15 protein-coding genes and 1 pseudogene are annotated in these 24,138 nt (G+C 44.6%); 1 reads left to right on the forward strand and 15 read right to left on the reverse strand.

Annotated elements, in window-relative coordinates:
* Positions 1-957: 957 nt before the first annotated feature.
* A complete protein-coding gene (locus tag AB4Z50_RS13790) occupies positions 958-1,095 on the forward strand; it encodes a hypothetical protein (protein ID WP_441879651.1) in 138 nt (45 codons plus the stop codon).
* A 197-nt stretch (positions 1,096-1,292) separates the two neighbouring features.
* On the opposite strand, the gene AB4Z50_RS13795 is transcribed toward AB4Z50_RS13790, so the two are convergent.
* The 15 genes and pseudogenes from AB4Z50_RS13795 to AB4Z50_RS13865 form a co-directional block, all read right to left on the reverse strand.
* Positions 1,293-2,003 (reverse strand): glycoside hydrolase family 2 TIM barrel-domain containing protein, encoded by a 711-nt coding sequence (locus AB4Z50_RS13795; protein ID WP_441879774.1) that lies wholly within the window; start codon positions 2,001-2,003, stop codon positions 1,293-1,295.
* 7 nt (positions 2,004-2,010) lie between these two features.
* Positions 2,011-2,175: pseudogene (locus tag AB4Z50_RS13800) on the reverse strand (glycoside hydrolase family 2 TIM barrel-domain containing protein); the annotation flags it as partial.
* Between the two features lie 64 nt (positions 2,176-2,239).
* A complete protein-coding gene (locus AB4Z50_RS13805) occupies positions 2,240-2,779 on the reverse strand; it encodes a sugar-binding domain-containing protein (RefSeq protein ID WP_441879653.1) in 540 nt (179 codons plus the stop codon).
* A 268-nt stretch (positions 2,780-3,047) separates the two neighbouring features.
* Positions 3,048-4,001, reverse strand: a complete 954-nt coding sequence (locus AB4Z50_RS13810) for a glycoside hydrolase family 43 protein (protein WP_441879655.1) — start codon at positions 3,999-4,001, stop codon at positions 3,048-3,050.
* Between the two features lie 120 nt (positions 4,002-4,121).
* A complete protein-coding gene (locus AB4Z50_RS13815) occupies positions 4,122-5,717 on the reverse strand; it encodes an extracellular solute-binding protein (protein WP_339208117.1) in 1,596 nt (531 codons plus the stop codon).
* A gap of 58 nt (positions 5,718-5,775) precedes the next feature.
* Positions 5,776-6,654 (reverse strand): carbohydrate ABC transporter permease, encoded by an 879-nt coding sequence (locus AB4Z50_RS13820; protein ID WP_430062424.1) that lies wholly within the window; start codon positions 6,652-6,654, stop codon positions 5,776-5,778.
* A gap of 12 nt (positions 6,655-6,666) precedes the next feature.
* Positions 6,667-7,599, reverse strand: a complete 933-nt coding sequence (locus AB4Z50_RS13825; RefSeq protein WP_339208115.1) for an ABC transporter permease — start codon at positions 7,597-7,599, stop codon at positions 6,667-6,669.
* 1 nt (position 7,600) lies between these two features.
* The gene (locus tag AB4Z50_RS13830; protein WP_441879659.1) at positions 7,601-9,445 is read right to left on the reverse strand and encodes a right-handed parallel beta-helix repeat-containing protein; all 1,845 of its coding nucleotides are present in this window, start codon (positions 9,443-9,445) and stop codon (positions 7,601-7,603) included.
* Between the two features lie 177 nt (positions 9,446-9,622).
* A complete protein-coding gene (locus AB4Z50_RS13835) occupies positions 9,623-9,877 on the reverse strand; it encodes a hypothetical protein (RefSeq protein ID WP_441879661.1) in 255 nt (84 codons plus the stop codon).
* Between the two features lie 104 nt (positions 9,878-9,981).
* A complete protein-coding gene (locus AB4Z50_RS13840; protein ID WP_441879663.1) occupies positions 9,982-12,411 on the reverse strand; it encodes a right-handed parallel beta-helix repeat-containing protein in 2,430 nt (809 codons plus the stop codon).
* Positions 12,412-12,414: 3 nt separating this feature from the next.
* Positions 12,415-14,556 (reverse strand): glycoside hydrolase family 36 protein, encoded by a 2,142-nt coding sequence (locus AB4Z50_RS13845; RefSeq protein ID WP_441879665.1) that lies wholly within the window; start codon positions 14,554-14,556, stop codon positions 12,415-12,417.
* A 69-nt stretch (positions 14,557-14,625) separates the two neighbouring features.
* Positions 14,626-16,152, reverse strand: coding sequence for a response regulator transcription factor (locus AB4Z50_RS13850; RefSeq protein ID WP_441879667.1), 1,527 nt, complete (start codon positions 16,150-16,152; stop codon positions 14,626-14,628).
* A 7-nt stretch (positions 16,153-16,159) separates the two neighbouring features.
* Positions 16,160-17,773: a sensor histidine kinase gene (locus AB4Z50_RS13855; RefSeq protein WP_441879669.1), complete on the reverse strand. Its 1,614-nt coding sequence runs from the start codon at positions 17,771-17,773 to the stop codon at positions 16,160-16,162.
* Between the two features lie 304 nt (positions 17,774-18,077).
* Entirely contained in the window at positions 18,078-18,683 is a 606-nt protein-coding gene (locus tag AB4Z50_RS13860) for an SGNH/GDSL hydrolase family protein (RefSeq protein WP_441879671.1), read from the reverse strand.
* 15 nt (positions 18,684-18,698) lie between these two features.
* Positions 18,699-23,858, reverse strand: coding sequence for an S-layer homology domain-containing protein (locus AB4Z50_RS13865; RefSeq protein ID WP_441879777.1), 5,160 nt, complete (start codon positions 23,856-23,858; stop codon positions 18,699-18,701).
* Between the last annotated feature and the right edge of the window lie 280 nt (positions 23,859-24,138).

Raw genomic sequence — 24,138 nt, forward strand, 5'->3', positions numbered from 1 at the left:
GATTATCTCTAAAATAAGTAAGATAAATAGACTTTGTGTATTATAAGTACTATTCGTCTTCTTCATGGTATTGGATTAATAGGTGTGTGAGAACGGCCTGCAGTCTGCTTATCGTACTTTCTAAATTTCGTTTCAATATTACGAGCGTATCTCCAGAATTATAGACAATTTTCAATATAAAATTCAGATATTGGGGCCGGTCCCACGACAATCAAAAAGCAGACCGTAAAGGGCCTGCTAATGTGGGAGCGAGATGTGCGCAGAGATCAGCGCGAGATTTACCAAATAAGGAATCGATGATTGAAAAAGCACTCAGCGGTAGACCGCACGAGGGCCTTTTTGTTGTAAAGATCGTCGCTTCACATCACTTAAAAACTGCCGGCCGTGTAATTCTTTATAAAACAGTCTAAGGCCTGAATTAATCTCCATAAAAAACAGCAGTTCTTTTATCTGAAGGATTTTCTCCCGGTCACGGATTGGCTAAACGGTATTTGCTCCTTGAGATGGTCTCAGCGGTAACACTCCTCTCACCTAAAATGTTTAGCTAAATTATACAATAGATTCAAAATGTTAAGTACAAGTTTTAATTGGATTCGAACATAAATAAAAATGCTTACTGGAAGCCATCTTTACGGCTAATCGTAAGCTTTCACCAATTTAACACTTTGTGCATTTTGTTAAGTTCATTCTTTAATGGATATTTTCGAACTGCGATAGCTATCCTTCACCTGAAAGTCCATTTACAAGGAATTTAAAACTTGTCAAACAAAGCTTGCGGACCTATTGTTTTCTGGCTGTCGCAATTCATAATACACTTCGTCATAAAAAAAGGAGCAACTCCCACCACCCCTCCCCACTTAAATATTCCGAAAACGCTGCAACAACAAATACCCGCTCATATTTGATGTTTTTTTCTTATAAACGATTTTGAATTCGTCTAGCAGGCAGTTCAATGCTGTGATAAGCAATCCATTTGGTACCAAAGTAGCTTTGCAGGGCACAGCGCTGCCGATCACACGGACTGAGGCAATTCGGCGTGCAGAGCCGGGAACAAGAGGGTTTCTTGCACAAGTGATCAACACTAAGTCGGGTTGACGAGCAGCTTTTAATCCAGCAATTCCGATCACCTTGTTTCTATTAAACTTCTATATATCAGATGCGTGATCTGTTCATATGGCGCCAAGCAAAAGGCGGAGAGTTAAGCCACGAAATACAAAAAAAGAGACCCATCCACTAGGATGAGTCCCTACTCTTTTACTCTCTTACACCTTTACTCTATTGCTCCCTCAATCTTACCACTCCGACCGATAAATCTCCTTCACTAACCGATAAGCCATTTTCGGCTTGCGATATTCGCTTAGCAATCCTTTGTTATTAAAGCTTCGCGCGCGATCGCGGAAGTAAGGCCTGTCGCTTCGGACATCGACGCGAATGTCGGCGAAGTGCCAGATGAGCGTGCCAGCGATGCGAGGGTCGTCGCGGAATATCTGCAACGCACGCGTCACGACATCCGCCTGATAGTCTTCGCTAAACAAGCGCGGCTCCCAGCCCGCATCTCCGAATATACCCGCTGCGCCGAACTCGCTCATGATGACAGGCTTGCCGCCTGCGCCTTGCTTCTCCGCATGAATGTAGTAGTTCTCCAGCATGCTGCTGAATCCATCCACGCTGCCTTCATACCAGCCGTAGTATTTATTAATACCGATAACGTCGAAATAGGACAGCACAAAATCCTGCTCTGGATGCATAGTCGCGTAGGTAACGAGTCTGCTGCTATCCATACTGCGAATTTTGCCTACGAAAGTTTTCGTTAGCTCGAGCGCTTCTTCTGTCCGCGTATCAACTTCGTTGTGGGCTCCCCAGAAAATAATGGACGGATGATGATAATCTCGGGAGATCATTTCATCCAGCATCTTGACGCCACGCTCTATGAAGATAGGACTTGCCAGTGTTTCTCTACTCATAAAACAGCCCCACATCGGCATCTCGCTCCAGAGCAGCATCCCGTGCTCATCCAGCAAATCGATCCAGAACTGGCTCTGCGGATAATGCGAATCCGCGCACGATATTGCAGCACATGTCGGCCAAAATATCGAGATCCTTCAGCATCAGCTTCGGCGGGAAGGCAAATCCCCACTCGGGATGCTCCTCATGCCGGTTCACACCTTGTAGGTATAGCTTTTGCCATTCAACAGAATGTCGCTGCCCAGCACCTCAACCGTGCGGAACCCTGTACGGTCTATGAGGTCATCTTCCCCCGCTTGAACGTAAATGTATAAAGCGCAGGCCCACCTACATCCCATCTACGAATCTTCTTAAGGCTCCCTTGAAGCGTCAAACTCACAGTCTGACCGGCAGCAACCTGCACATGAGAAGCAGAAAGTGAAAGCTCCTCCGTGAAGGCACTCACCTCAACCTGACAATCTCCCTTGCTAAGTGAATGGAGCTCAATTTGCAGTTGAATATCCGCTGAGACATCCTTCATTTGATAATCAATTTTCATCGAGTCTATATACACATCAGGCAGCTCCTGCAGCTCAACAGAGCGGATAATCCCCCCGTAAGAATGCCAATCCGCAATGTCCGTTGGCAGCGTTTGCCAGTCCATCGTATTATCCACTCGAATAACGAGATCATGCTTTCCTTGAGCAAGCTGCGGCAGAAGGAGTGAGAATTGTGTAAATCCGCCAAAATGGTACCCTATATGCTGACGATCCACGTACACATCCGCATGATGGAGAATACCTTCGAAGACCAGACGAATATTCGCTTCCTGCACATTATCAAAATAAGTACGGTACCATGCCGCGCAAAATACTCATAAGTGCCTAATTCATTATTCCAACAGGAGGGAACGACATGCTTCCGAGAGCCTTCAGGAAATTGACAGGCCCATCCCTCTTAAATAAAGCCTATTTAAGTATGCTTATCATGGATCATTAGAATAAAAAGCAGAGGCGCTTGAATGGTGGAGAGATTGTGAACGATTAATTCAGCTCAATAACATAAGGCCGCTCCTACCTGAGGAACGGCCTTCATTCATATATTTATTTTCGAAACGTATTCAAATCCCAGCGATCCGCCCACTTGATTTCTATCCCATCTTCCATAAAAGTGATAGGAAGCCATACATATCTTGAATCCGCTAGCTCTTCCGGCCGCCATCGGTCAGCCATAAAAATAAAGCTGTTCTCCAATCCCTGAACAGGAAACACATACGTGCTCTGCGCATAAAACGTCTTCCGGGCATTTGGTCCACTTAACGGATTATCCCTTAGCTCCCACCGTCCCATCATTCGATCCGACTCGGCAACGAGAGCCGCATTGGGATACCACCCCGTACAACCCGAGGATAACAAGTAATACTTCCCCGCATGTTTAAACACCGCCGGCGCTTCCCGGGACTGGTCGATGAACGCTTTCGTAAACTCGCCATTCAAATCTGTATAATCATCCGTTAACCTCGAAATGATCAGGGTTTTGTTCCAGTCAGACGAATGAATTAAATACGCCGTTCCATCGTCGTCTTTAAATAATGTCATATCACGGCTATCCACGTCGTTAGGACGCTTGCTTCCCTCATATTCAAATGGTCCCGCTGGATTTTCACTTACGGCCACGCCGGTTTTAGCCAGCGTATAGTCCTCACTATCAATATGAAGCCACATGACGTATTGACCAGTCCGATCGTTCTTCAGAACCTTCGGACGCTCCGCTACTTTAGACGGATGAAGGTCGTGGTTCGGATCATCGGAAACCGCAGGCAACACGATGCCTTCGAATGACCAGTTGTATAAATCACTTGAAGAGTAGCAGGATATGCCAATGATGTCTACGCGCTGAATGCCGATCCGACCTAAACTGTTCGGGCCGTCTTTATTCTCTCCATACCAGTAATACTTACCGTTATCGAATAATATACTGCCGCCATGTGCCTGAATAGGCTTTCCATTCGTATCCAGCCACAATTCGCCCGGCTGAAAATCCTCATACTTTATCATTCCAACAACCTCCACTCTTAGCGTTGCAAATATGTAATTTACGCCCAATTAAAGAGACCTTGCTGATAAATTCGGCTCCAGCAAGGTCTCTTCCTACACTAAACGAGCTTTCTCGCGGATTTAGCGACCTTCCGCTTGCGCTTGTTTATTCGTTGCTTCAATCACTTTCGTACCGCCTTTAGACAACCACTCTTCCTTGAAGGAAGCGAAATCCGCAGGAACGTCCTTGGATTCCACAATTATTTTTACGAATTTTTCATTTACCAAATCATTCAGCTGGCTTGGAATACTCGGATCGAGTTCCTCTGGATTAATGTTTAAATAAGCTAACGGATTCGGAACGGCAAAGTCGCCTGTCGATTTTGCCATTGCTACAATGTCCTCTTTATTAGGCGTACTGTCGGCTAGGAAGTCCGAATTCCAAGAAACCAATGCTTTTAATGAAAAGGCTTTATCTTTGCCCTTTTCTTCATCCGTCATGAGGGGTGTGATTTTATCTCCGTCTTTGCTGTAGTGGACCCCTTCAATGCCGTTCATCATAAGCTGCTGCCCTTCACTTGAGAGGAGGTAGTCTAGCAGCTCCAATGCTTTTTTCTTTTTCTCATCCGAGATGTTCGCATTAATAGACGTTTCCGCCCAGAAGTTATTGAAGCCATCCATTCGCTGAGCGCCTGTTTTCCCTACCAAGGTGCCTACCCATGTGAAAATCGACTTCGGATCGGCATTGGGATATGCCTGCTTGAACTTATCATAAAAATCATTATAGAAGGTCGCATTTGCGTTATGAATCATGATTCCGACTTTGCCCGTTATGAATTTCTCGATTTTCTGATCATCTGTATTCAACATAAACTCAGGATCAAGAATTTTTTCCTTGTAAAGCTGGTTTAGAAAAGAAAGCCCGTCTCTCGTTTCATCGGAAAGCACCTCCGGCGCCCATTGCCCATCTTTCTTCTCCCACCTATCAGTGCTCGTGTCGAAAGCGTTGAACAGTGGATATTGCCACCAAATCCCTCCAGCACTGGAGGAATAACCGTACGTATCCTTCTTGTTATTGCCGTCTGGATCACCCTCGGCAAATGCCTTAGCAACCGCATAGAACTCATCGATCGTCTTTGGTACTTCTAGATTTAGCTTATCCAGCCAATCCTTACGAATTAGAATATTGTGACCGCTCACCGCCATCTTGCCGCTTCCGGATTCATTGAATATAGGGAGCGCATAATGTTTGTTGTCGGTCGTTTTAGCTAAATGTTCAAAGTTGGCCAGCGACGCTTTAATATTCGGATACTGCTCTGAGTAATCTGAAAGCGGAAGAAGCATGCTCTCTTTAATCCACTGACGATATTGAACCGGACGGTCAACGCCGTAGGAAACAAATACATCGGGCATCTCCCCAGAGGCAATCATCACGTTCAGCTTCTCTTCCCAGTCATTCCACGAAGCTGTAATCGGCTTCAAGCGGATGTTGAGCTTTTCCTGCAAGTACTTATAGATTTGAGAATCCTGCGAGTCAGCTCCCTCGAACATCCAACTAAATACGGATAATTCAACAGGCTTTGTATTTTCAACGACTGGTTTAGAACTTGGGCTTGCAGTTGAAGAAGACTCACCCGCTTCGTTTTTCTCATTATTGCTTCCACATCCTGCAATAATCCCAACAAATAACAACACAACTGCAAGCAATAAAATGAGACCTTTCTTTCTATTCAACATGTTGTTCACTACTCCCCTTTAATGAATAATTAATTCATTCTAGTAATCTGACTGACTTTCAACTCTTGATTGATCCAATCATCACCCCTTTAACAAAGTGCTTCTGAATGAAAGGATATACAATGATGATGGGAATGACAGAAACCATTACAATCGCATTCTTAATGGTGTCACCCAGCATGAAATCCTTGCTTACGAAGCTGCCGCTGCGGGTCAATTCCATATTGTTATTAATCAGAACATCCCTTAACACCATCGCTAACGGCCATAGTTCCTTATCGTTAAGAAACAACATCGGAACGTACCAGTTGTTCCATTGACCAACCGCGATAAATAATGCGATAGTTGCCAGAGCAGGAAACGATAAGGGGATGATGATCTGGAAGAACACTCTCATATAACCAGCCCCATCGATTTTTGCTGATTCCTCCAGATCAATTGGGATATTTTGAAAAAATGTTTTGAGCACAATCAAGTTATAAGTGCTTAACGCTGCCGGAATGATCATAACGGCCAAACTATTTACCATCCCAAGGCTCTTGATTAGCAAGTAGTAAGGAATGAGCCCCCCGCCAAAAAACATCGTGAATATGATAAAGAGAAAGATAGCGGTTCTACCCGGAAGATCTTGTTTCGTCAACGGATATGCCGCAATAGATGTAATCAAAAGCTGGTATAGCGTACCAATAACCGTAACGAATACGGAAACCACAACCGACATAAGAATCGTATTTTTCGAGAAAACGTATTCATAGGCTTCAAAAGAAATACTTCGCGGAATGATATTAAATCTCGTTTTGACTGCTTCTTCATACGGCAGTACGGATCCAACAAGTACATGCCAGAACGGGTAAAGCATAATACAAGCCATGAAAACTAAAAAAATGATGTTCAGTATGTCAAATATTTTCCCAGAAACACTCGTAGATCGCACCATTATTCAATCACCTCAGTAAATGCCATGTCCGTTCATTTTTTTAGCCGCGCTGTTTACCGCGATAAGAAGAACAAAATTGATTACGTTTAAGAATAACCCGATTGCGGTTGCCATGCTATACTGTCCTTGCGTCAGCCCGATCCGGTAAACGTAGGTATCGATAACATCGCCGCTTTCATAGACCATCGGGTTGTACATATTAAACACTTGGTCGAAACCACCGCTCATCATGCTGCCAAAATTCAATATTAACAAAATCGATATGATCGGCAGCAAGCTTGGCAATGTAATGTGAACAATCTGTTTCCAGCGGTTAGCACCATCGATCACGGATGCCTCATACAGATCCGGATTGACACCGGACAATGCCGCCAGAAAAATAATCGTTCCCCATCCGACTTCCTTCCAAATTCCTGAAATGACCAATAGTGGCCGGAACATGCTGTTGCTTGTCAAGAAATTAACAGGATCTCCGCCGAACAGAACAATAATGCTATTGACCAAACCCTCGTTAGACAGCAGTGCGAACAATATACCCGAGATCGTTACCCACGAGATGAAGTGGGGCAAATAAATAATCGTTTGAATCGATCGCTTGAAGATTCTGTGCCTTACTTCATTTAAAAGAATAGCCAGAATAATCGGAGCAGGAAATCCAAATAGGAGACGCATTAAATTGATTTCAATCGTGTTGGTAAAAACCTGCCAAAACTTATCGGTCGCGAAAATTTGTTCGAAGTGCTTAAATCCTACCCATGGACTGCCTAAAATTCCTTTCGTAATCCAAAATTCTTTAAATGCGATCGATGCACCATACATGGGGATGTAACTAAATATAATTAAAAACGCAACGGCAGGAAGCAGCATGAGATACAGCATTTTATATTTGACTATTCTTCTGCGTACATCCTTACCCGCTACGGCTTTCGCCCCAATTGTCGCCATATTATAGCTCACCCGTCTTCTTCTGCAGCCTGAACCGGCTGTCGTCTCTATTGAATCCGATGTTATTAAGCAAATTCACATTCGTACTAGTCGCATCATCAATATAAATATGATCCTCTGTTGTTTCAACCGTGGACAATCTTCTGTTGTTCTCGATCCAAACCTCTTTACAATGGCTTGCCATTAAACTTCCCTGATAATATTCCGGGTGGAGCAAGCCATTCTCATCTCCATCGGCATGCGATTTGAGCCTTATAGCATTGGAATTCAGAATGGCATTATTGCGGATATATACCCTTCTGCAGGATGAAGCATAAACCGCTTGCTGCGGACAATTGATAATTGTATTATTCTCGATCCACACTCGGTCAAAGACCGCATATTGCGTTCTACCCATGGCAAGATATACACCCATGTAGATAACGGCCATGTTCCAGTGATTCACATCGCAGCTGTCAATCAAATTATTGCGGATACGCAGATTGCTTACTCCAAATCCTTCCGACCAGCGAGACTCGGAACCGCACTCAATTTGAATCGCTGACCCTTGATTCATAAAGAAATGATTGTTCTCCACCAAGCCGTTGCTGGAATGTAGCAATATCCCTCTTGCGCGGTTATGGTGAAAGAAATTATTGCGAACGATATAGTTGCTGGAATCATATCTTCGATTAAAAAGTATCGCGCGTTCTGAAACCTCGGCTGGGATCGGTTTTTCAAAGGTAAGCGTGCAGGTGTTATACTCCTTGTTCCATTCCACGTCTGCGATACGCTCCGTGATCTCGGCAGGCGACAGATCTTCATTTCGAAACTCAACTTCGTCCCCTACTGCAAAGGGATTACGCCATGCTAGCACACGAATTAAACGTAAGGTCCGATCATCGATTCGCTTAAAACCCTGAACTGAATTATCGTGAATGTTCAGGCAATCGTCGCCGTTGTAGCTGAAATCGCAATTTTCAATCATAAAGTAACCTAGCGAATTACTGATATGGCAGCCATCTGCCGTGACGGAAATGCAACGCGTCGTTCCTGGCCGTTTCACAATTCTGCAATGTCGCAGCGCCCAATGGTGTTGATCTCCTGACGCCACGAAAGCATGTCCTGGCGCGGAATAGATCGTTACATGCTCGATTTGCAAATGCTGATTGCTTTTAAGTTCGAAAGCGTTCGCGTCATAAATGTAATGACGTACGATGTAAGCTTGCCCTGGATTCAGGAAGCCAAAATCTTCGGGGTTGGACAGTACAATTCGGAACGTATTGAGATCCTGGCGACTAATATTCCGGAAATGGGTTTTGTGGAATTCACGACCTAACTCGCAGCCTGCAGATAACGTCAGCGGGTTCATCGCGTTTAATGTCCGTATGTTCAGATCGCTCGGCGCTTGCGAATACTCCGGAAAGTGAAGATCGAAATAAGTGCTGTCTGAGGCCACTTCCCTTACTAGTCCGATGCTTGCCAATTGCCCGCTTTCCCAGTCCCAATCGACAGTAAAATTTTTGAATATCGTCCGTACGCAATTCCTTATGGTAAAGAAGACTTCCACCGTAGAAAAAATGAATTCAGAGCCGCCACCATCGAACTGAAAATCGTGCATCCCTTCGAATATAGGATGATTGCCATTATAAAATCGATATATTCCCGAAGGGACGACAAGCTCGGACGAATGTTCCCGTTTGCAATAATCAATGGCATTCTGAAAGGCACTACCGTTACAATACCCTTCCTCGGATCTAGCACCGAAATCAGCGACGCTAACTCTCTTATATTCACTCCATTCCGGAACACTGATTGAGATTTCAGACATGCTCACGGCTGTATCATCATACTTTACGCGCTCCACTCACCTGCCTCCTCTCTCTATCCACCCTGTTAACTCTCTTGCTATATTGATTGTGCCATAGACGGCCTTCCCTTAATATGTGTTGAGAATAGAACATTGGATGTAGTTTGTTACGATGTTGTATGGATGCTTATTCAAAAAAAATGCCCCGATCGGTGATCGAGGCGTCCTACGTTCCTATAGCTCAATGAGTATAACGTTATCGTATAGCACAGTCACATTATACGTTTCTAACCCAATCCTCCCCTTGCTGAACGTAAAAGCAGGATCTGTTGCACTTAGTTGAAGAATGCCATCCACATACAAATTCATTTGATTTCCAATAACTTCAACTGACACGCGATAAGTCGTCCCGACATTGATCGTATAAGCTTTCGATGCCAGCTCCGTCTGGGTTCCCGCTATCGTTTTCTTGATCGCGATCCCATGCATATTACCGATATAGACAAAATATTTATTGTTTGCATCCGTTACACGAAAGACCAGATTCGCGAAACCGCCGCTTCCCGCGGTATTGCTTATTTGAATATCGCTAGCTAACGTGTAGTTGCTCCACGAGTCGATCCCTGCCGTTGCAAGGCTCCCTTATAGTCCGTCTGCCTGTATTTCTTACTGGCGCTATCTGTCACGACCGACCAACTGCCCGATTGCACGGTCCATCTTCCTGTGGAGCTCTCGAAATTTTCAGATAATAAATAAATGGAATTATAGGTTACGATAGGATTCCAATAAACCGTATCGTACAAATTGTTCGAATTCTGATTCACAACAAAACGTACCGCATCGCCCTTGATCACATCGAGCGTTATTGCGGGAGACGATACTGTCGTTCCGTAGCTGACCTGCTGCCAGTCGCTCGCCGGCCAAATTTGTGCGTTGTTTTTCAAAATCTTCACGTTTACGCCATCCGCTCCCGCCCCCGTGTTCAACATGTGAATGGTTTCGTTTGACGAGAGCGTAATTTCGCCGTCCTCCGGCGCTATCCATGTTCTTACAGAATCGCTGCCATCTGGAGATTGCAGATTTTCCCCTACGCTTAAGAAAGTTGAGCCATCCCGCCACATTCTCCATGGGGCGTAGTAATTTGCCAATGACGTATAAGTCGTGCCATTCCATTTGTGATAGTACCAAACCGGTCCCTGTGAGATCGCACCGAAGTCCTTAACCGCTTCATACTTTCTTGTAGATGCCGGAATGGTTCCGCTGGTCGAGCCTGCCGACGTTGTGCCTGAACTAATATTTCCATTGTTATCTTCGGCTTCAATCAAATAATAATAGGCCGTGCCGCTTTGAAGCTCTTGCCGGTCGGTAAAGTTTGCTGTCGTTGATTCTCCAACCATATTACTGTAGGCAGGCGTAAAGTTTGGGGTCGTTGAACGGTAAATATTGTAGTGATTAAGTCCTGAACCCGTATCGGAAGCTGCCGTCCAAGATAACGATATGCCTAAGCTTCCGCTATTCCAAGCTGCCAATCCCCCGGACGGATTACCTGGCGCCACACTATCCAATGCGGAGATGGTACTGCCTAGATCGAATCCGGATGCGCTTCTCCATGCCGCCATCGTGTTGTAGCTGACCCCAAACCTTTCAGCTTGTAATGCCGTCCCGCTTACCTGATAGAATCGATTGTCATTGATAAGATCAACCGGTGCACTTAACCCAATTTTATAAGCTGAAGTTCCCGAAGTTCCGTTCGCCATAATGATCCGATTATTCTGGAACGAATCTCCCGACCAAGGGTCCCCGGGTGACGCATCTTTGCTGCTTAACGCACTCGTATTCGCTTGATCCACTACGATTAAATTATTTGCGACAACGAGATTTTTCAAGCCTGAATATCTCCCCGTATCCGCTGTAAAGTCGCTTAATGCGATTTGGCCCGATCCGATAGAGGTTTCTCCGCGGTTGCCCTTCACTTTATTGTCAGTGATTCTCGAATTAATGTTCGCCATCGTCGTCACGCCGTTGCCTTTATTATCATGTGCGTAATTATATTGTACGTTGACATATTCATTAGACCAATCAATGTTTAATCCGGATGCATCATGCCCCGTGTTGCTGTCGGACATATTGTAGACCTCGTTAAACATGACATCAACATATGAGCTTGCGACTGGCCAAATTCCTCCCGGTCCCCAGGTGACCCCTGTTCCGGCATATTGACCAGCATCATGTACGAGGTTCCATTTTATCGTGCTATGATTCGAATTCCCGATGACTATCCCTTGGTTTCCAAGCTGAGATGCCACATTATTGTGAACCTTAACATTGCGGAATAACGCGGAGCTTTTATGATTATCTGATAAGGTGCTATCCCAACCGGCAACTCCGATTGCTCTCCAACCGAGCATATAGATTTCATTATGGCTAATAACGATATTTCGTGCGACTTCGCTATGCTTGTTTGTCGGATAAACCGCCGAAATCAGAATGCCTTCCGAATTGCTGTTTATTCCAGGACCGCGAACAAAGTTTCCATCTATCGTGATATTGGACCAGGATCCTTCAGCATTATAAGTAATAACGATCGCTCTGTTCGTAGTAGTCGAGCTAGTTAGCGCATTCGACGTTGTACACTCTATGTCCAATCCCGAAATGATCCAACCGCTCTCATTCGTCATGCTCACCACAGCCGGGGCCGAAGATCGAATAATGGGTTTGCTCCCGCTGCCATAGGCGGTAATTTGGATCGGAAGCAGACTCGTTCCCGAACCGTTTAAGGTAACGCTTTCATTCCAAGTGTCACCTGATTTTAATAATAGTTTATCGCCAGGATTAAACGTAAGATTAGAAATTTTAGCCAAAGTTTGCCAAGGAGTGCCTGCGCTCGTCCCGTTATTATTATCATTGCCCGTCGAACTGCTTACATAATAGGTCGTACCCGCTGCGTAAGCCCTGTCATTTTGAACGTAGACAATCATTGCTATAACGAATATCCATGCAACAAAGACACACTTTTTGGCCATTGGCTACTCCTCCTCAATGTGCAACTCATACAGGCGTGCCGTAAATTCCGTTGGAAGTGTAACAACTAAAGCATTCTCAAGCTGACTCCAGCTCCAACTACGCTTCTCATACTGAGGAAACCCACATCGAACCGTTACTTTCTTGCCGTCACAATCCGGAATAGGAAATCTCGCCTCTTTCGCTCCGCCTTCCAATCTCCATACCGCCACATAAGCCTTCTCACCGCTTCTAAGTCCAAGGCTAAGCCAATGATCGCCATGCTTAGGCAAGCCAATCGGCCAAAATGGAAGAGCCTTCGGAATGGATGCTCGGATACTCTTGTAATAGGAAATTCCTTCGCTAATCAGTTCAAAGCGATCCGATGCAATGTCTGACAAGTGCCCGCTCTGATGAACTCGCATTAACATGCCGTTCACCATGTTAAAGATGACCTCTTCCCGATCTCCATCCTTCAGCGGATATGACCAAGCAGCGGATTGCTCTGGTGTGAGCGCCGTAGGAGCAGCAGCAGATATCGCCGCAAACTTGCGGTAATCCATCTGATCGCTAATGGACTGCACGCTGTGCCTGGCGAGCAAAGCATAATCCATACGCAAACCGCCGCTTCCACAATTCTCGATGACCAAATCCGGATAACGAGCAAATACGCTATCAAGCCAGCGCAGGTAGGCACGATTATGCTGAAGCAAGCCATCGCCGAAGCTATCGGCGTTAACCTCAGTTCCAATGCCTGCATTAATGTTATAGTCCATTTTGATGTAACCGACCTTGTACTCCGTCACTAGGCGATCGATTACTTCATCTGCATATTGAATGACTTCGGGATGTCGATAATCCAATTGATACCTGCCGTGATCAATGACCCGTTTGCCATGTCGCATGAAAAACCATTCATCCGACACTTGCTGCGCTAAGGGGCAATGAATGCCCATGACTTCAAGTTCCAGCCAAAGTCCCGGGATTAAACCTTTCGCTCGGATGTAGTCGAGCACCTCCTGCAATCCGCCTGGGAAACGCCTTTGTGACGGTTGCCAAAGCCCTACATCGCTCCACCATTCGCCATCCGCATACCAGCCAGCATCGATGCAATAATATTCGCAACCCGCCGAAGCAGCCGCATCGACTAAGGGTAAAATCTTCTCGGTCGTTGGATCAGCGAATAAACAATTCATGTAATCATTGAAAATAACGGGAAGCCGCTCATTGTCTTCATTCCAACGACGGATTTCTCGCCGATAACGCGTCAATTCCACAATTCCCTGTTCGAACCCTCCTTTGACAATCGCAATTGCCGCAGGAACGGACATAAATGCTTCACCTGGCGCGACATTTTTCCACCAATGGCTTTCATTTTCTGTAGGGCCGCTTAATTGCAAATAGAGCTGATCATTCGCCTTATCGCTAATCTCCCAATGCCAAGAACCGTTATGCTCGATTTGCCAGCACATGGCCATTCCCGCCTCAATATTTTCATATCCACCCATCGGATGAAGATCGGCGGAAGACCAGGTTCCCGAATTGCTGTACGAAAGTCTTTTGATCGAAAAATCGTTTACTTTCGTTAAACCTAGCTCGGATAGCCTATAACTTCTCCACTGCAGCTCTCCGTGCCAAGCATTATGTGCAATATGAAGTCGACTTTTGGTTTCCCATGACCCGCGGCTTCCGCCCGAGATACCTGTCACTGTAAACGAGGAGACGTATTCCATCGGAATGGAATTCAAACTCTGATTGACGACCTCCGTCCAAGCTCGGATGACAGGGATATCGTTATAAAATTGATAGTGAACCGTCACCCACATACCCCTATCTTCCATAACCACTTCAAGTTTTCTTCCACTTTCGTTATAGAAATCTCTGTGGCAATCGTACTTCAGCCTACCTCCCGGCATTGTCCCTGTGTATTTAGACGCATGATGATCGTTCCGATCTTCACCCGTCACTTGCAGTTCGACGATTCGGCGCGTTCCTCGTACCTCCTCTGTTCCTCGTACATCTTCATTCGCTGGGAAGGGAGACAAATGAACCAGACGGACATCTCCGCATTCGGCAATCTGTATCTCTAAATAAATTCCATTTTCATAAATTCTAATCCAACTCAGCACTTCCATCGTATCCATCTCCATACCATAGGCCCTTGTCACTTTTCATTCACCCTCTATTCTTGATTGATGGTTCTCATTGTGACACGGGCTCGAAGGCATTTCTATGTATTAATCAAAGAGATTTGGTTGTGGTTTCTTGTGTACGATGTTTTTATTGTCAATGCGCTGTTTGTACTCTAGCGGCGATTGACCAAGATGTTTCTTGAATAGCTTGCTGAAATGGGCATAATCTTCATATCCAACTAACTTTCCGACATCATATAGTGATATATCCTCTTTCAATAGCGTAATAGCCGCATCAAGCCTTTTCTGAATGAGGAAATGGATAAAGCTTTGACCCTTCTCCTGTTTAAACAGATGACTCAAATAGTTTGGACTAATAAAGTACTGCTGGGCAAACTCTTTGAGAGATAGTTTGTGCGCATATCGTCGTTCGATGTCCTTAATAATCTCCTCAACGATTGGAAATGTTGTTAACTCCGACGGTTTCTTCTTATGCTCGTCAATTAACATTCTCATTTGTACAAGCAAATCATGGGGATTGCCGTAGTGGAGGACCAGATCTTGAACGGTAATGGAGTCCTCAGCTAATGATTGGGTCGACGAAGAGAAGTTCTTGATCACCACGACAAAAAAATTATAGATTTCAACTAGCCCACTTAAATGAATTTGATCTTTGGCGATTCCTCTATGTAAATCGAATAAAGCCGCTTCAAGATGCTCAAGCTTTGTTGCTTTGCCTATCCGCTCCATGATAGACGGCAATGCCGCGTTTACTCTCGGCCTATAGCGGTAAACGCCTATCCTGCGGTTCAAGCTCGAGGTTTCAGCCATCATATTCGCTTGGTTGTAATATTTTGCGATTTGACTGTCGGAGTCGTTCGACAGACTTATTCCTACATCCCATTGAAACTCTGCGGCCATGGTTAGTATGTGTTTATATAATGACTTAAACGTATTCGAATCCATGTCAGAACGACTTAATAAATACGTCCATTTGAGTGGACTCGCCATGGCACGGAATAAAGCAACACCATGCTCTTGCAGCAATCGATCCGATCTCAGCAAGGATTGCTCCGATATGGCTGTTTTGCTTTTAACGATAGCAAAGGCATATCCTGATCCTGCTCCGGTTCCCATTTCAACTCCCAATCCTTTTAACAACTTGGATACTTGTTGTACGGTTAATCCCTTCTCGATCATTTCCAAAAACAGCATGGAGTTGTGGTAGGTTTGAAGTACGCGCTGATCCCGATCACGTTTAGCTAACCGATTGCTGCAATTATTTAACGTATCCCGCAATTCCTGTTCGTTGACAGGTTTAAGCAGATAGGCAAAGCAGCCCAGCTCCAGCGCTTGTTTCGCGTAGCTGAATTCACTGTATGCGCTCATGAACACCACCAGCGTATGGGGAGAAACACGGTTCACGAAAGACAATAAATCCAAGCCACTTTTCCCTGGCATACGAATATCACTGATCACGATATCGATCGATTGCCGCTTCAATAGGCTTTCAGCCATATGTACGTCGTTTAATTTCGCTACAATTTGAAAGCCCAGTGCTTCCCAATCCACAATTTGTTCCATATCCTTCAATATCCACGGCTCATCATCAACGAGGATCAACTTGTACATCGTTTACTCACCCTTTCGCTTTAAGCGGTACGCTGACCGTCACAACCGTACCCCTATTTTTCCAACTCTTGATGGATAGTCCATAGGGCTTGCCATAATAGATTTGAATTCTTTTATGAATATTGACGAGCCCGATTCCTTGTCCCAGCCCTGCGGTTTCGGATGAGTTCTTATTCATGCTTTCAAACTCTTGACGCATGCGCATCAAGCGTTCCTCGCTCATTCCGACTCCGTTATCCATCACCTTGATCAGCAATTGATTCTCCTCTTTGATAGTCGCATGGATGTGAATGATCCATCGCCCTGTCTTTCCTTCGAGACCATGAAATAAGGCGTTTTCCACAAGCGGCTGAAGAATGAGCTTCACGATCGAACGGGCTCCGAGACCCTGATCTATGATTACTTTAAACTGCAGCCGTTCTCCAAACCTTATTTTTTGAATATCTATGTATCGCTCCAGGTGCTCCAGCTCTTTGTGCAGAAGAACAAATTCATCCGTACGTGTAATGTAGCGGAAATAAGAGACGAGATTGTCAATTGCGACAGCTACCTCCCTCTTTGCGTTGGACAAGGCCATGCCTCTTATAGAGTGAAGCACGTTATACAAAAAATGAGAATTAATTTGGCTTTGGAGCCCATTTAACTGAAACATTCGTTTCTCCATTTCTGTTTCATAGAGCTGCTGCTGTGATTGCAGCAGATTGTCCGTAAGCTTCTTGATTTCATTCATCATATTGTTATAGTGGTCCTGAATAATAGTAATTTCATTCTTATAGCCGAATCTCAACCTGGCATCCAGGTCACCGCTCGCTGCGCTATCGAAAATATCAGCCATCTTAGTAATGGGATGGGTTAAACGAATATTAAAGGAGATCGCGACCCAAATGACGATTAGAACCATGATCGCTATAGCCGAAATCACGATATACTGAATGATTGATGCCTTTCCCACCAGCTTATCCTCATTAATTAATGCAACGAACTTCCAACCCAAGCTTTTGATCGGGAGAGACTGGTACAAGTAATTGATGCCGTTCATTTGAAAATCGATGACTTTGTGATCCTGATTCGTTCTAGTCTGGGCATATATTTGTTCAAAATCGGGATTATTAGTCGAAGAGCCAATGAGATCGCCGCTCTCGTTCATAATATAGAGCTCTGCTTTATCCGCCAAATCCGCTGAACGTAATATTTGCTGTATCCACTCCGTATCCAATAACAAAACGCCTATGTAAATTTCCTGCAGGTATCGGTTTGGAAGAACGGATTTAACCTTCCTGAAAGCCAGTATGCCCTGGTCTTTTGAAAATGGAGGAGAAATCTGCAGCTTATTGCTTATTCTGTTCTTATTTTCCATCTCTTTCAAATACGTCACCATAGGATGYATAAGCAGTTCTCCTGTGGATACTAAGCGGAAATCTTCTGAACTAATCATACCGATGGATTTTAAGGCAGGTTCCAATGACAAGTACGAGTTTAAATTTCTCAGCAAAATATCGGATTCCTGCCATGATTTATTCTCGAGCATGATGGACTGAACATTCCGGTTAAAGAAAATCGACTTTGAAAGCTGATCCATTCGGTAAAAATATTCGTCAAACCGATTGTTAGTTTGCGTCACGAAAATATTAATATTATCGAGTGCGTTCTTTTTTAGAATATTAATATAAGAAAAATAGCCCACTGTCCCTAGAAGGAGAATGGGCAAAACGGCAATACAAATATTTGTGAGGATCATCCGAAAGCTTAATCTATACTTTGTTGTATAGGACACCAGTTCTTTAAACATGAGATCCTCCGAGACATATGATGATAGCAACAATTTCTCAGTAGTTCGGACAAGGGTTAACGACTCAATAATGTCACAATATAATCAGTTTGTCTATGTGTTTTATTGTGGATTCGGGTGTGCTTTTATGTGTTTTTTATTGTGCGAACCCGCAAGCCTTCAACCAATTGAGAGCCATTAGCAAATTCCCTGTCGAGTTCATGTGAACTTGATCCACGGTTAGTGTTTTCCCGCGCTGCTCCCTTAAATATGCTGTAAATGACTGAAACTGAGGCACGAGAATGGCTTCGAATTCCGCCGCGACTTCTCTAATTATCTGATTATAGGGAAGAAGTCGTTCATTCTTCCCGTCGTTCGAATCTTCGGATAGGATTGTCGTTTCCATTAATATCAACGATGACCCCGTTTTGCTTTTCGTTTCAGCCAATAATTCCCGGTAGGTATCTCTGAAATCATCGCAGCTGACATTTTTCCATTCATCATTTATGCCAATAGATACGGATAGCCAGTCCGGCTTTAACTCGATTACATCTTCATTCCAACGTGCCTTTAGATCCAATATCGTCTCACCGCTTATCCCACGGTTCTCTACCTGCAAAGAGATCTCCGGTCGTACGATCGATAAGTAATCCCGAACGATGCGTACATATCCGCCTCCTATATTTTCAGGATCATCCTTTCTGCCGCAATCCGTAATGCTGTCGCCAATAAATATCATTTTCTGTCCTTCCTGTAGCAACATGTGCCATCGCTCCCTTTATTTATTCAATAGATTGTAAACGAGTTGGGCAGCTTCCGCCCGCGTCGCATTGCTCTGAGGTGCAAACAAGTTGCTTCCTCTTCCACGCACCAAGTTCGCTTCTTCGGCAGCGGYAATGTAGGGTAGAGCCCATCTCGGAATATCTTGCGCATCCGTATAGCCGACTGTCGCCACAGGCTTCGGTTGAATGCCGGCCGAACGCACGATCATCGTGACCATTTCCGCTCGGCTGATGAATTGGTCTGGGGCAAACTGATTTGCGCTTATCCCTGAAGTGATTCCAGCTTTAATTGCTGCCGCTATACTATCCGCATACCATGCTTCTTCTTTGACGTCGATGAACGAATTGCTCACACCATCAGCTTCCAGGTTTAAAGCATTCGCCAGTAAAGTTACGAATTCTGCTCTGGTTGTTTTTCCTTCAGGGTTAAATCTCCACTCATCCACACCATTGACAATATGCTTTGCTGCCAATATTTGAAGCACCCGCTTCGCCCAGTGACCTTCCTTCACGTCGCTGAAAGTCTTGTTATACTCCATAACCGAATACACGCTAAGATGCTGCAGCGTTACCTTAACTTGATTCATGACCTCATCGATTTCACCGCCGACATATTCCCATTGCATCTTCGCCTTATCGTAATAGTAAATACCGAGAAGCTTCTCATCGACTTGACCGGGATCATAAGGCAGAGATAGCGTAATGCCGCCTGAGACTATATCGGTTGGGATTTCACGATTATCGGCAGTCTTGAGTTTGACTTCAAAATCATAAACTTCACCTGCGATTTTCATCGTCGCTTTGCTGCCGCTGATCGGCACGTTTAATATAGCAGAATTGTTAATAGGGCTCATGGTCACTTCAATTAAAGTACCAGCGATAATGCCTGATTGTTTTCTGAGATCATCCAGCGTCTTTTGACTTATGGTAATCGCCACTTTGCCAAGATGCACTTGAAGCGGATAATTCCCGACTTCCGATAAGAGGACGACAGCTTTCGATTGACCTTCATCCAACTTCACTTGAGCCGCCCCGTCCTTAATCTCTACCTTTGAGTGAGCGTTGCCGACTTGGCTTCCAGGACTTCCGATACCACTCTCGCCTAAAGCGACGATTGATACTTCGTTAGAAAGACCGCTTTCGCCATATGCATCGTAGGCTTCCGCAACAAAGTAATAGGTCGTATCCTTTGTCAGCCCAGATACAGTAAGATGGGTGACGCTCCCTGCATCAATCTTGCTAGAATGCACTCCGCTAGCTGTACCGTACTTAATGTTATAACCTGTTGCTCCGGCTACCGCACTCCAACTTAATTGCGCCTCTCCATTTCCGGCTATCGCGCTAATCGTTGGAGTTTCAAATATCTGTTTGCTAAGAATCAAATATCCATATTGAATTGGGGCTTTTCCAGCTCCGATCCCACTATTGTATTCAATCCATCCATTTCGGGCATCTCCATTACCCGGGTTGATGAAGCTTCCGTCGCTATAATTGGCAAGTACAGAGATCCCTAAGGCGGAACCGTCTTTAACTGAAATTCCTCCCGGAATGATTTCGCCCCAAGGAATACTCAATTCGTAACTAGTAGACTTCGTCGCTTCGTCTCTGGTGATCTCCATTTCGCCTGCGGTAAACTCGCCTGCAGTTTTGCCGGCAATAGCATTGTAACGATACCCGACAGCCTGGCCTTCATCTGTTAACCCAAATGCGAATTCAGTGTATCCTTTGCTTCCTGGAATAGTTCCTCTATCGGGATCTATGGCGATCTGAATGCTGGAGCCTTTCCACAAATCGGCCGCATTCGAGATAGGCAAACGATGTACGTCTTCCATAACCTTAATTGCGATATACAAATTGTCATTATCCCACCGGGTATGCCCTATTGCATTTAACCTTTGCGGAGACCATTGATCAGAGAAAGTGCTTTCAATACTTTTCACCTGGGCTTTCTGATCCATGACAAACTCGGGCGTACCCCATTCTTGGATTGAGCCGTCAATTGTCGGCCTAGATTGTGTGAATAAGCTGCGCAGGGCGGTAACTTGTTTGTTTACTTTAATCCGTCTCGACTCGGTAACAGTCCCGGTCATATCGTAAACCTTGTATTGCAGAGTATGCTCTCCATTGCTTAAGCCCTTTACGGTATATGCATAAGGCGATACCGTCATTTCCTGAATCAATCTATCATCCACGTATAGCTCTACTTTTTGAATGGGTCGTATTCCCGCGATATAAGGCATAGTCTGTAAATCGGTAACATTTAATTGATAACCATCTCGAAAGGTTGCAAAATCAACCATTTTCGGTTGCTCGGTTTCCGGGACAGTCGGTCCGGTAGTTAGATGGACAGCCTCTGAAGCAGCCCCTACATTTCCGCTCCGATCTTCCGCTTCTACCTTGTAATAATACGTCGTGTTTGGCTGTGCTTCTTCCCTGTCAATAAAATTTGTCGTAGCGGATTCTCCCACCATATTGGAATAAGCTGGCGAAAAAGCCGCGTCTTCGCTTCTATAGATGTTATAGTGCAGGATCCCATTCCCTTGATCTTCTGCCTCCGACCAGGATAACTCAGGATAATCGTTAAGCGTCGCGGTAACTTGATTTACCGTCGAAGGAATCGATTCATCAATCGGCAGCACTTGTGTATTGCCGTCAAACCCTGTACCTTGTTGCCATGATCCAAGACTCGTATAGGTTGTTCCATGATAAATCGAGCTAAAGGCTAGTGCTTCATTAGTGACATCGTTATGATCAATAACATCAAAGTTCGTATTTGAAGCAATATCGAAAATATTGAAGTTCGTTATTCCTCTGGCAATCGCAACGTGATTATTATAAATCTTATTTCCTGTCCACGTTCCATGGGGATTAGAAGCGCTATTGATCGCGGCCGTATTCTCTATGTCTACGATGATCATATTATTTGCAACATCAAGATCATGCTCTCCTGATGAGAGATCGGGTCTACCCGTGAAATTCCCGAGCGCAATTTGACCATTCCCGTTCGATTGTAGCCCTTGATTGCCTCTGACTTTGTTATTCCATATTTTTGTTCCGTAATTACTCATTGTCGTTATTCCATTGCCTTTGTTATCGTGCGCGTAATTATACTGAACGGTAATATTGTCACAGTACCAATCCACGTTGACCCCTGATCCGTCATAACCCGATTCCGCGTCCTTCATGTTATAAACTTCGTTAAATTTAATTACAGAATCCCGGGAGGCAATGATCCACAAGCCACCTGGCCCCCAAGTGTCCACACCGAGACCTCCGTCATGAACAACATTTCTTTCTATAACGGAATGATGAGCATCTTGCAGAACGATTCCTTGGCTGGCAGTATGATGCACGTAGTTTCCGCTGATTTTAAATCTTCCAAAAAGCATCTGGGAGCGCAAATCCTCGTTTTTCGCGGTATCCCATCCAGCAGTGGTTATTCCATACCACCCCACATTATGGACCTCATTGTTAATTATCGACACATCCGTTGCAACCTCTTTGATGTCTGTTCCCGGAATCAACGCCGTAATCATAATTCCATTGCTATTACTGTTGTAATTAGCGCTGTATACCTCATTCTCTTCAATTCGAAGATTTTCGTACCGCTGGGCATTATCATAAATAACGTTTATTCCTGCTGTAATATTGCTCCATGATAACGTTGAAGAGGTTAGGATGTTAACGGCTAATCCCTTAATCGTCCAGTGGCTTAAATTATGTCCAGTGACTACACTTCCACCGTATGGAGCATTCCACGAAATGACAGGCTTAGCGCCTGAACCATAAGAAGAAACAGTAATCGGATATTCCTTCGAGCCGAACCCCTTCAAAACAAGCTGTTCATTCCATGCGTCGCCCGATTTCAAGAGGATGGAATCCCCTGCACTGAAAGTCGAAATATTGATTTTATTCAGAGTTTTCCATGGGCGTTCAGCGCTTAAACCATCGTTCGCATCATCGCCAGTGCTGGAACTAACATAATAAGCTGAATGACCATCCGAATTAACAGGTGCTAATACCTTTTGCACCTCGATATTATCAAAGTTCGCAGTTGCCCTCGACATCGTCAAAGCAATCTTTCCGGTTGCAAAAGATGTGTCTACTGTAGACAGTAGTTTAACGCCGTTAATATATAAATCGATGTATTTCCCCCCTGCTACACCTTTGAACGTATAGGACTTGCCCTTTTCCATGCTGAAAGCCGCTTCTGAAAGCGTTGTCACTTCTCCGTCCAAAACTTTGACAATCTGGATTTTCCCAGCTTCGATATATTGTAGATCGTATCTGTTATGACTATCCTTATATCTCAGGCTTAAGCCTACCGTTCCATCCTCGCTTATCGCTGTCGGCATAACTTGAGCTTGTACGGAATAATCAGCCCAAGTACTATTGCCTGTATTGGAAATACCGCCGCTACTCTCCGTTTGCGAATAAACTTGATTAGCAGACAGATCTGTCACGGCAACATGATCGAATTGCGCCGATGAGGCCCATGTGGCAAGCGCTACTTTACCGGATGGAATATAACCGTTATCGTCCGTAGTCTCTATGACCAAATCACCGTCTTTATATACTCGGATTTGATTCCCTATCACATCGATTTTCAGATGCACAAACCTCGAGACATCAAGTGAAGGACCATCATATGCCTTTAACCAATCTTGAGCGCTGCCGTTTTGTTTCATCAGCCTGATGTACGATTCACTCATATACAAATAGTAAAAATTCTGGTTATCCTGATGCCGAAAATCCAGCATCGCTCCAGCGCCGCTGATCAGCTTCACATCCGCTTCAAAGGAGTAATCTGTCCAAGCATTGCTCCCTGCAATTAGCTCTGCTCCCCCGTTGCTGGAACTCTGTTGATAGACTTTGGACGTTTCGCCTTGTACGCTAGACCACTCGCCCCCATTATTAGTCCACCCTGCAGCACTTCCATTCTCGAATTCATCAGAAAATAAAGTTACTCCCTTACTATTAACGGTAGCCCAGGTTCCACTTTCATGGGTCCAGGCTGCAGCTTCTTCATCTTCAAAATTGTCAAAGAAAATCGAGCTTTCACCTGCTTGAGCATATGAAATATTCGTTCCCGTCGGCCAACTCATCGTCAACAACATCACAATCATCACAACTAGGAAAACTCGATTCCAAATCATTGTTTTCAATTAAATACCCCCCGTGATAGTATCCCTTCTTAACATCATTATCCTATCACTTCGTCCATCTCTATTAACATGTACTTATCTTTGAAACTGCTATGTGTTTTGGTGGTATTTTAGCTTCAATATTTGATGAATCTGATCAAGCATAACTAGTATGGTTGGTAGACAACGTAGATTCTGTATAATATTCGGCAATAAAAATGAACCAACCATTGTGATGTCACAACGATTGGTTCATTCATCCTTATCGATTTCATTTCAATAACAATTAAGT

Origin of the sequence: Paenibacillus sp. 2TAB26, from assembly GCF_052115145.1 — a bacterium.
Classification (GTDB): domain Bacteria; phylum Bacillota; class Bacilli; order Paenibacillales; family Paenibacillaceae; genus Pristimantibacillus.

What these genes read in the sequence shown, in the direction of transcription:
- AB4Z50_RS13850 (WP_441879667.1), bottom strand. Translation starts at nt 16,152, where the DNA reads ATGTACAAGTTGATCCTCGTTGATGATGAGCCGTGGATATTGAAGGAT.
- AB4Z50_RS13815 (WP_339208117.1), bottom strand. Translation starts at nt 5,717, where the DNA reads ATGTTGAATAGAAAGAAAGGTCTCATTTTATTGCTTGCAGTTGTGTTG.
- AB4Z50_RS13835 (WP_441879661.1), bottom strand. Translation starts at nt 9,877, where the DNA reads ATGCATGGGATCGCGATCAAGAAAACGATAGCGGGAACCCAGACGGAG.
- AB4Z50_RS13820 (WP_430062424.1), bottom strand. Translation starts at nt 6,654, where the DNA reads ATGGTGCGATCTACGAGTGTTTCTGGGAAAATATTTGACATACTGAAC.
- AB4Z50_RS13825 (WP_339208115.1), bottom strand. Translation starts at nt 7,599, where the DNA reads ATGGCGACAATTGGGGCGAAAGCCGTAGCGGGTAAGGATGTACGCAGA.
- AB4Z50_RS13860 (WP_441879671.1), bottom strand. Translation starts at nt 18,683, where the DNA reads ATGTTGCTACAGGAAGGACAGAAAATGATATTTATTGGCGACAGCATT.
- AB4Z50_RS13810 (WP_441879655.1), bottom strand. Translation starts at nt 4,001, where the DNA reads ATGATAAAGTATGAGGATTTTCAGCCGGGCGAATTGTGGCTGGATACG.
- AB4Z50_RS13840 (WP_441879663.1), bottom strand. Translation starts at nt 12,411, where the DNA reads ATGGCCAAAAAGTGTGTCTTTGTTGCATGGATATTCGTTATAGCAATG.
- AB4Z50_RS13795 (WP_441879774.1), bottom strand. Translation starts at nt 2,003, where the DNA reads ATGCTGCTCTGGAGCGAGATGCCGATGTGGGGCTGTTTTATGAGTAGA.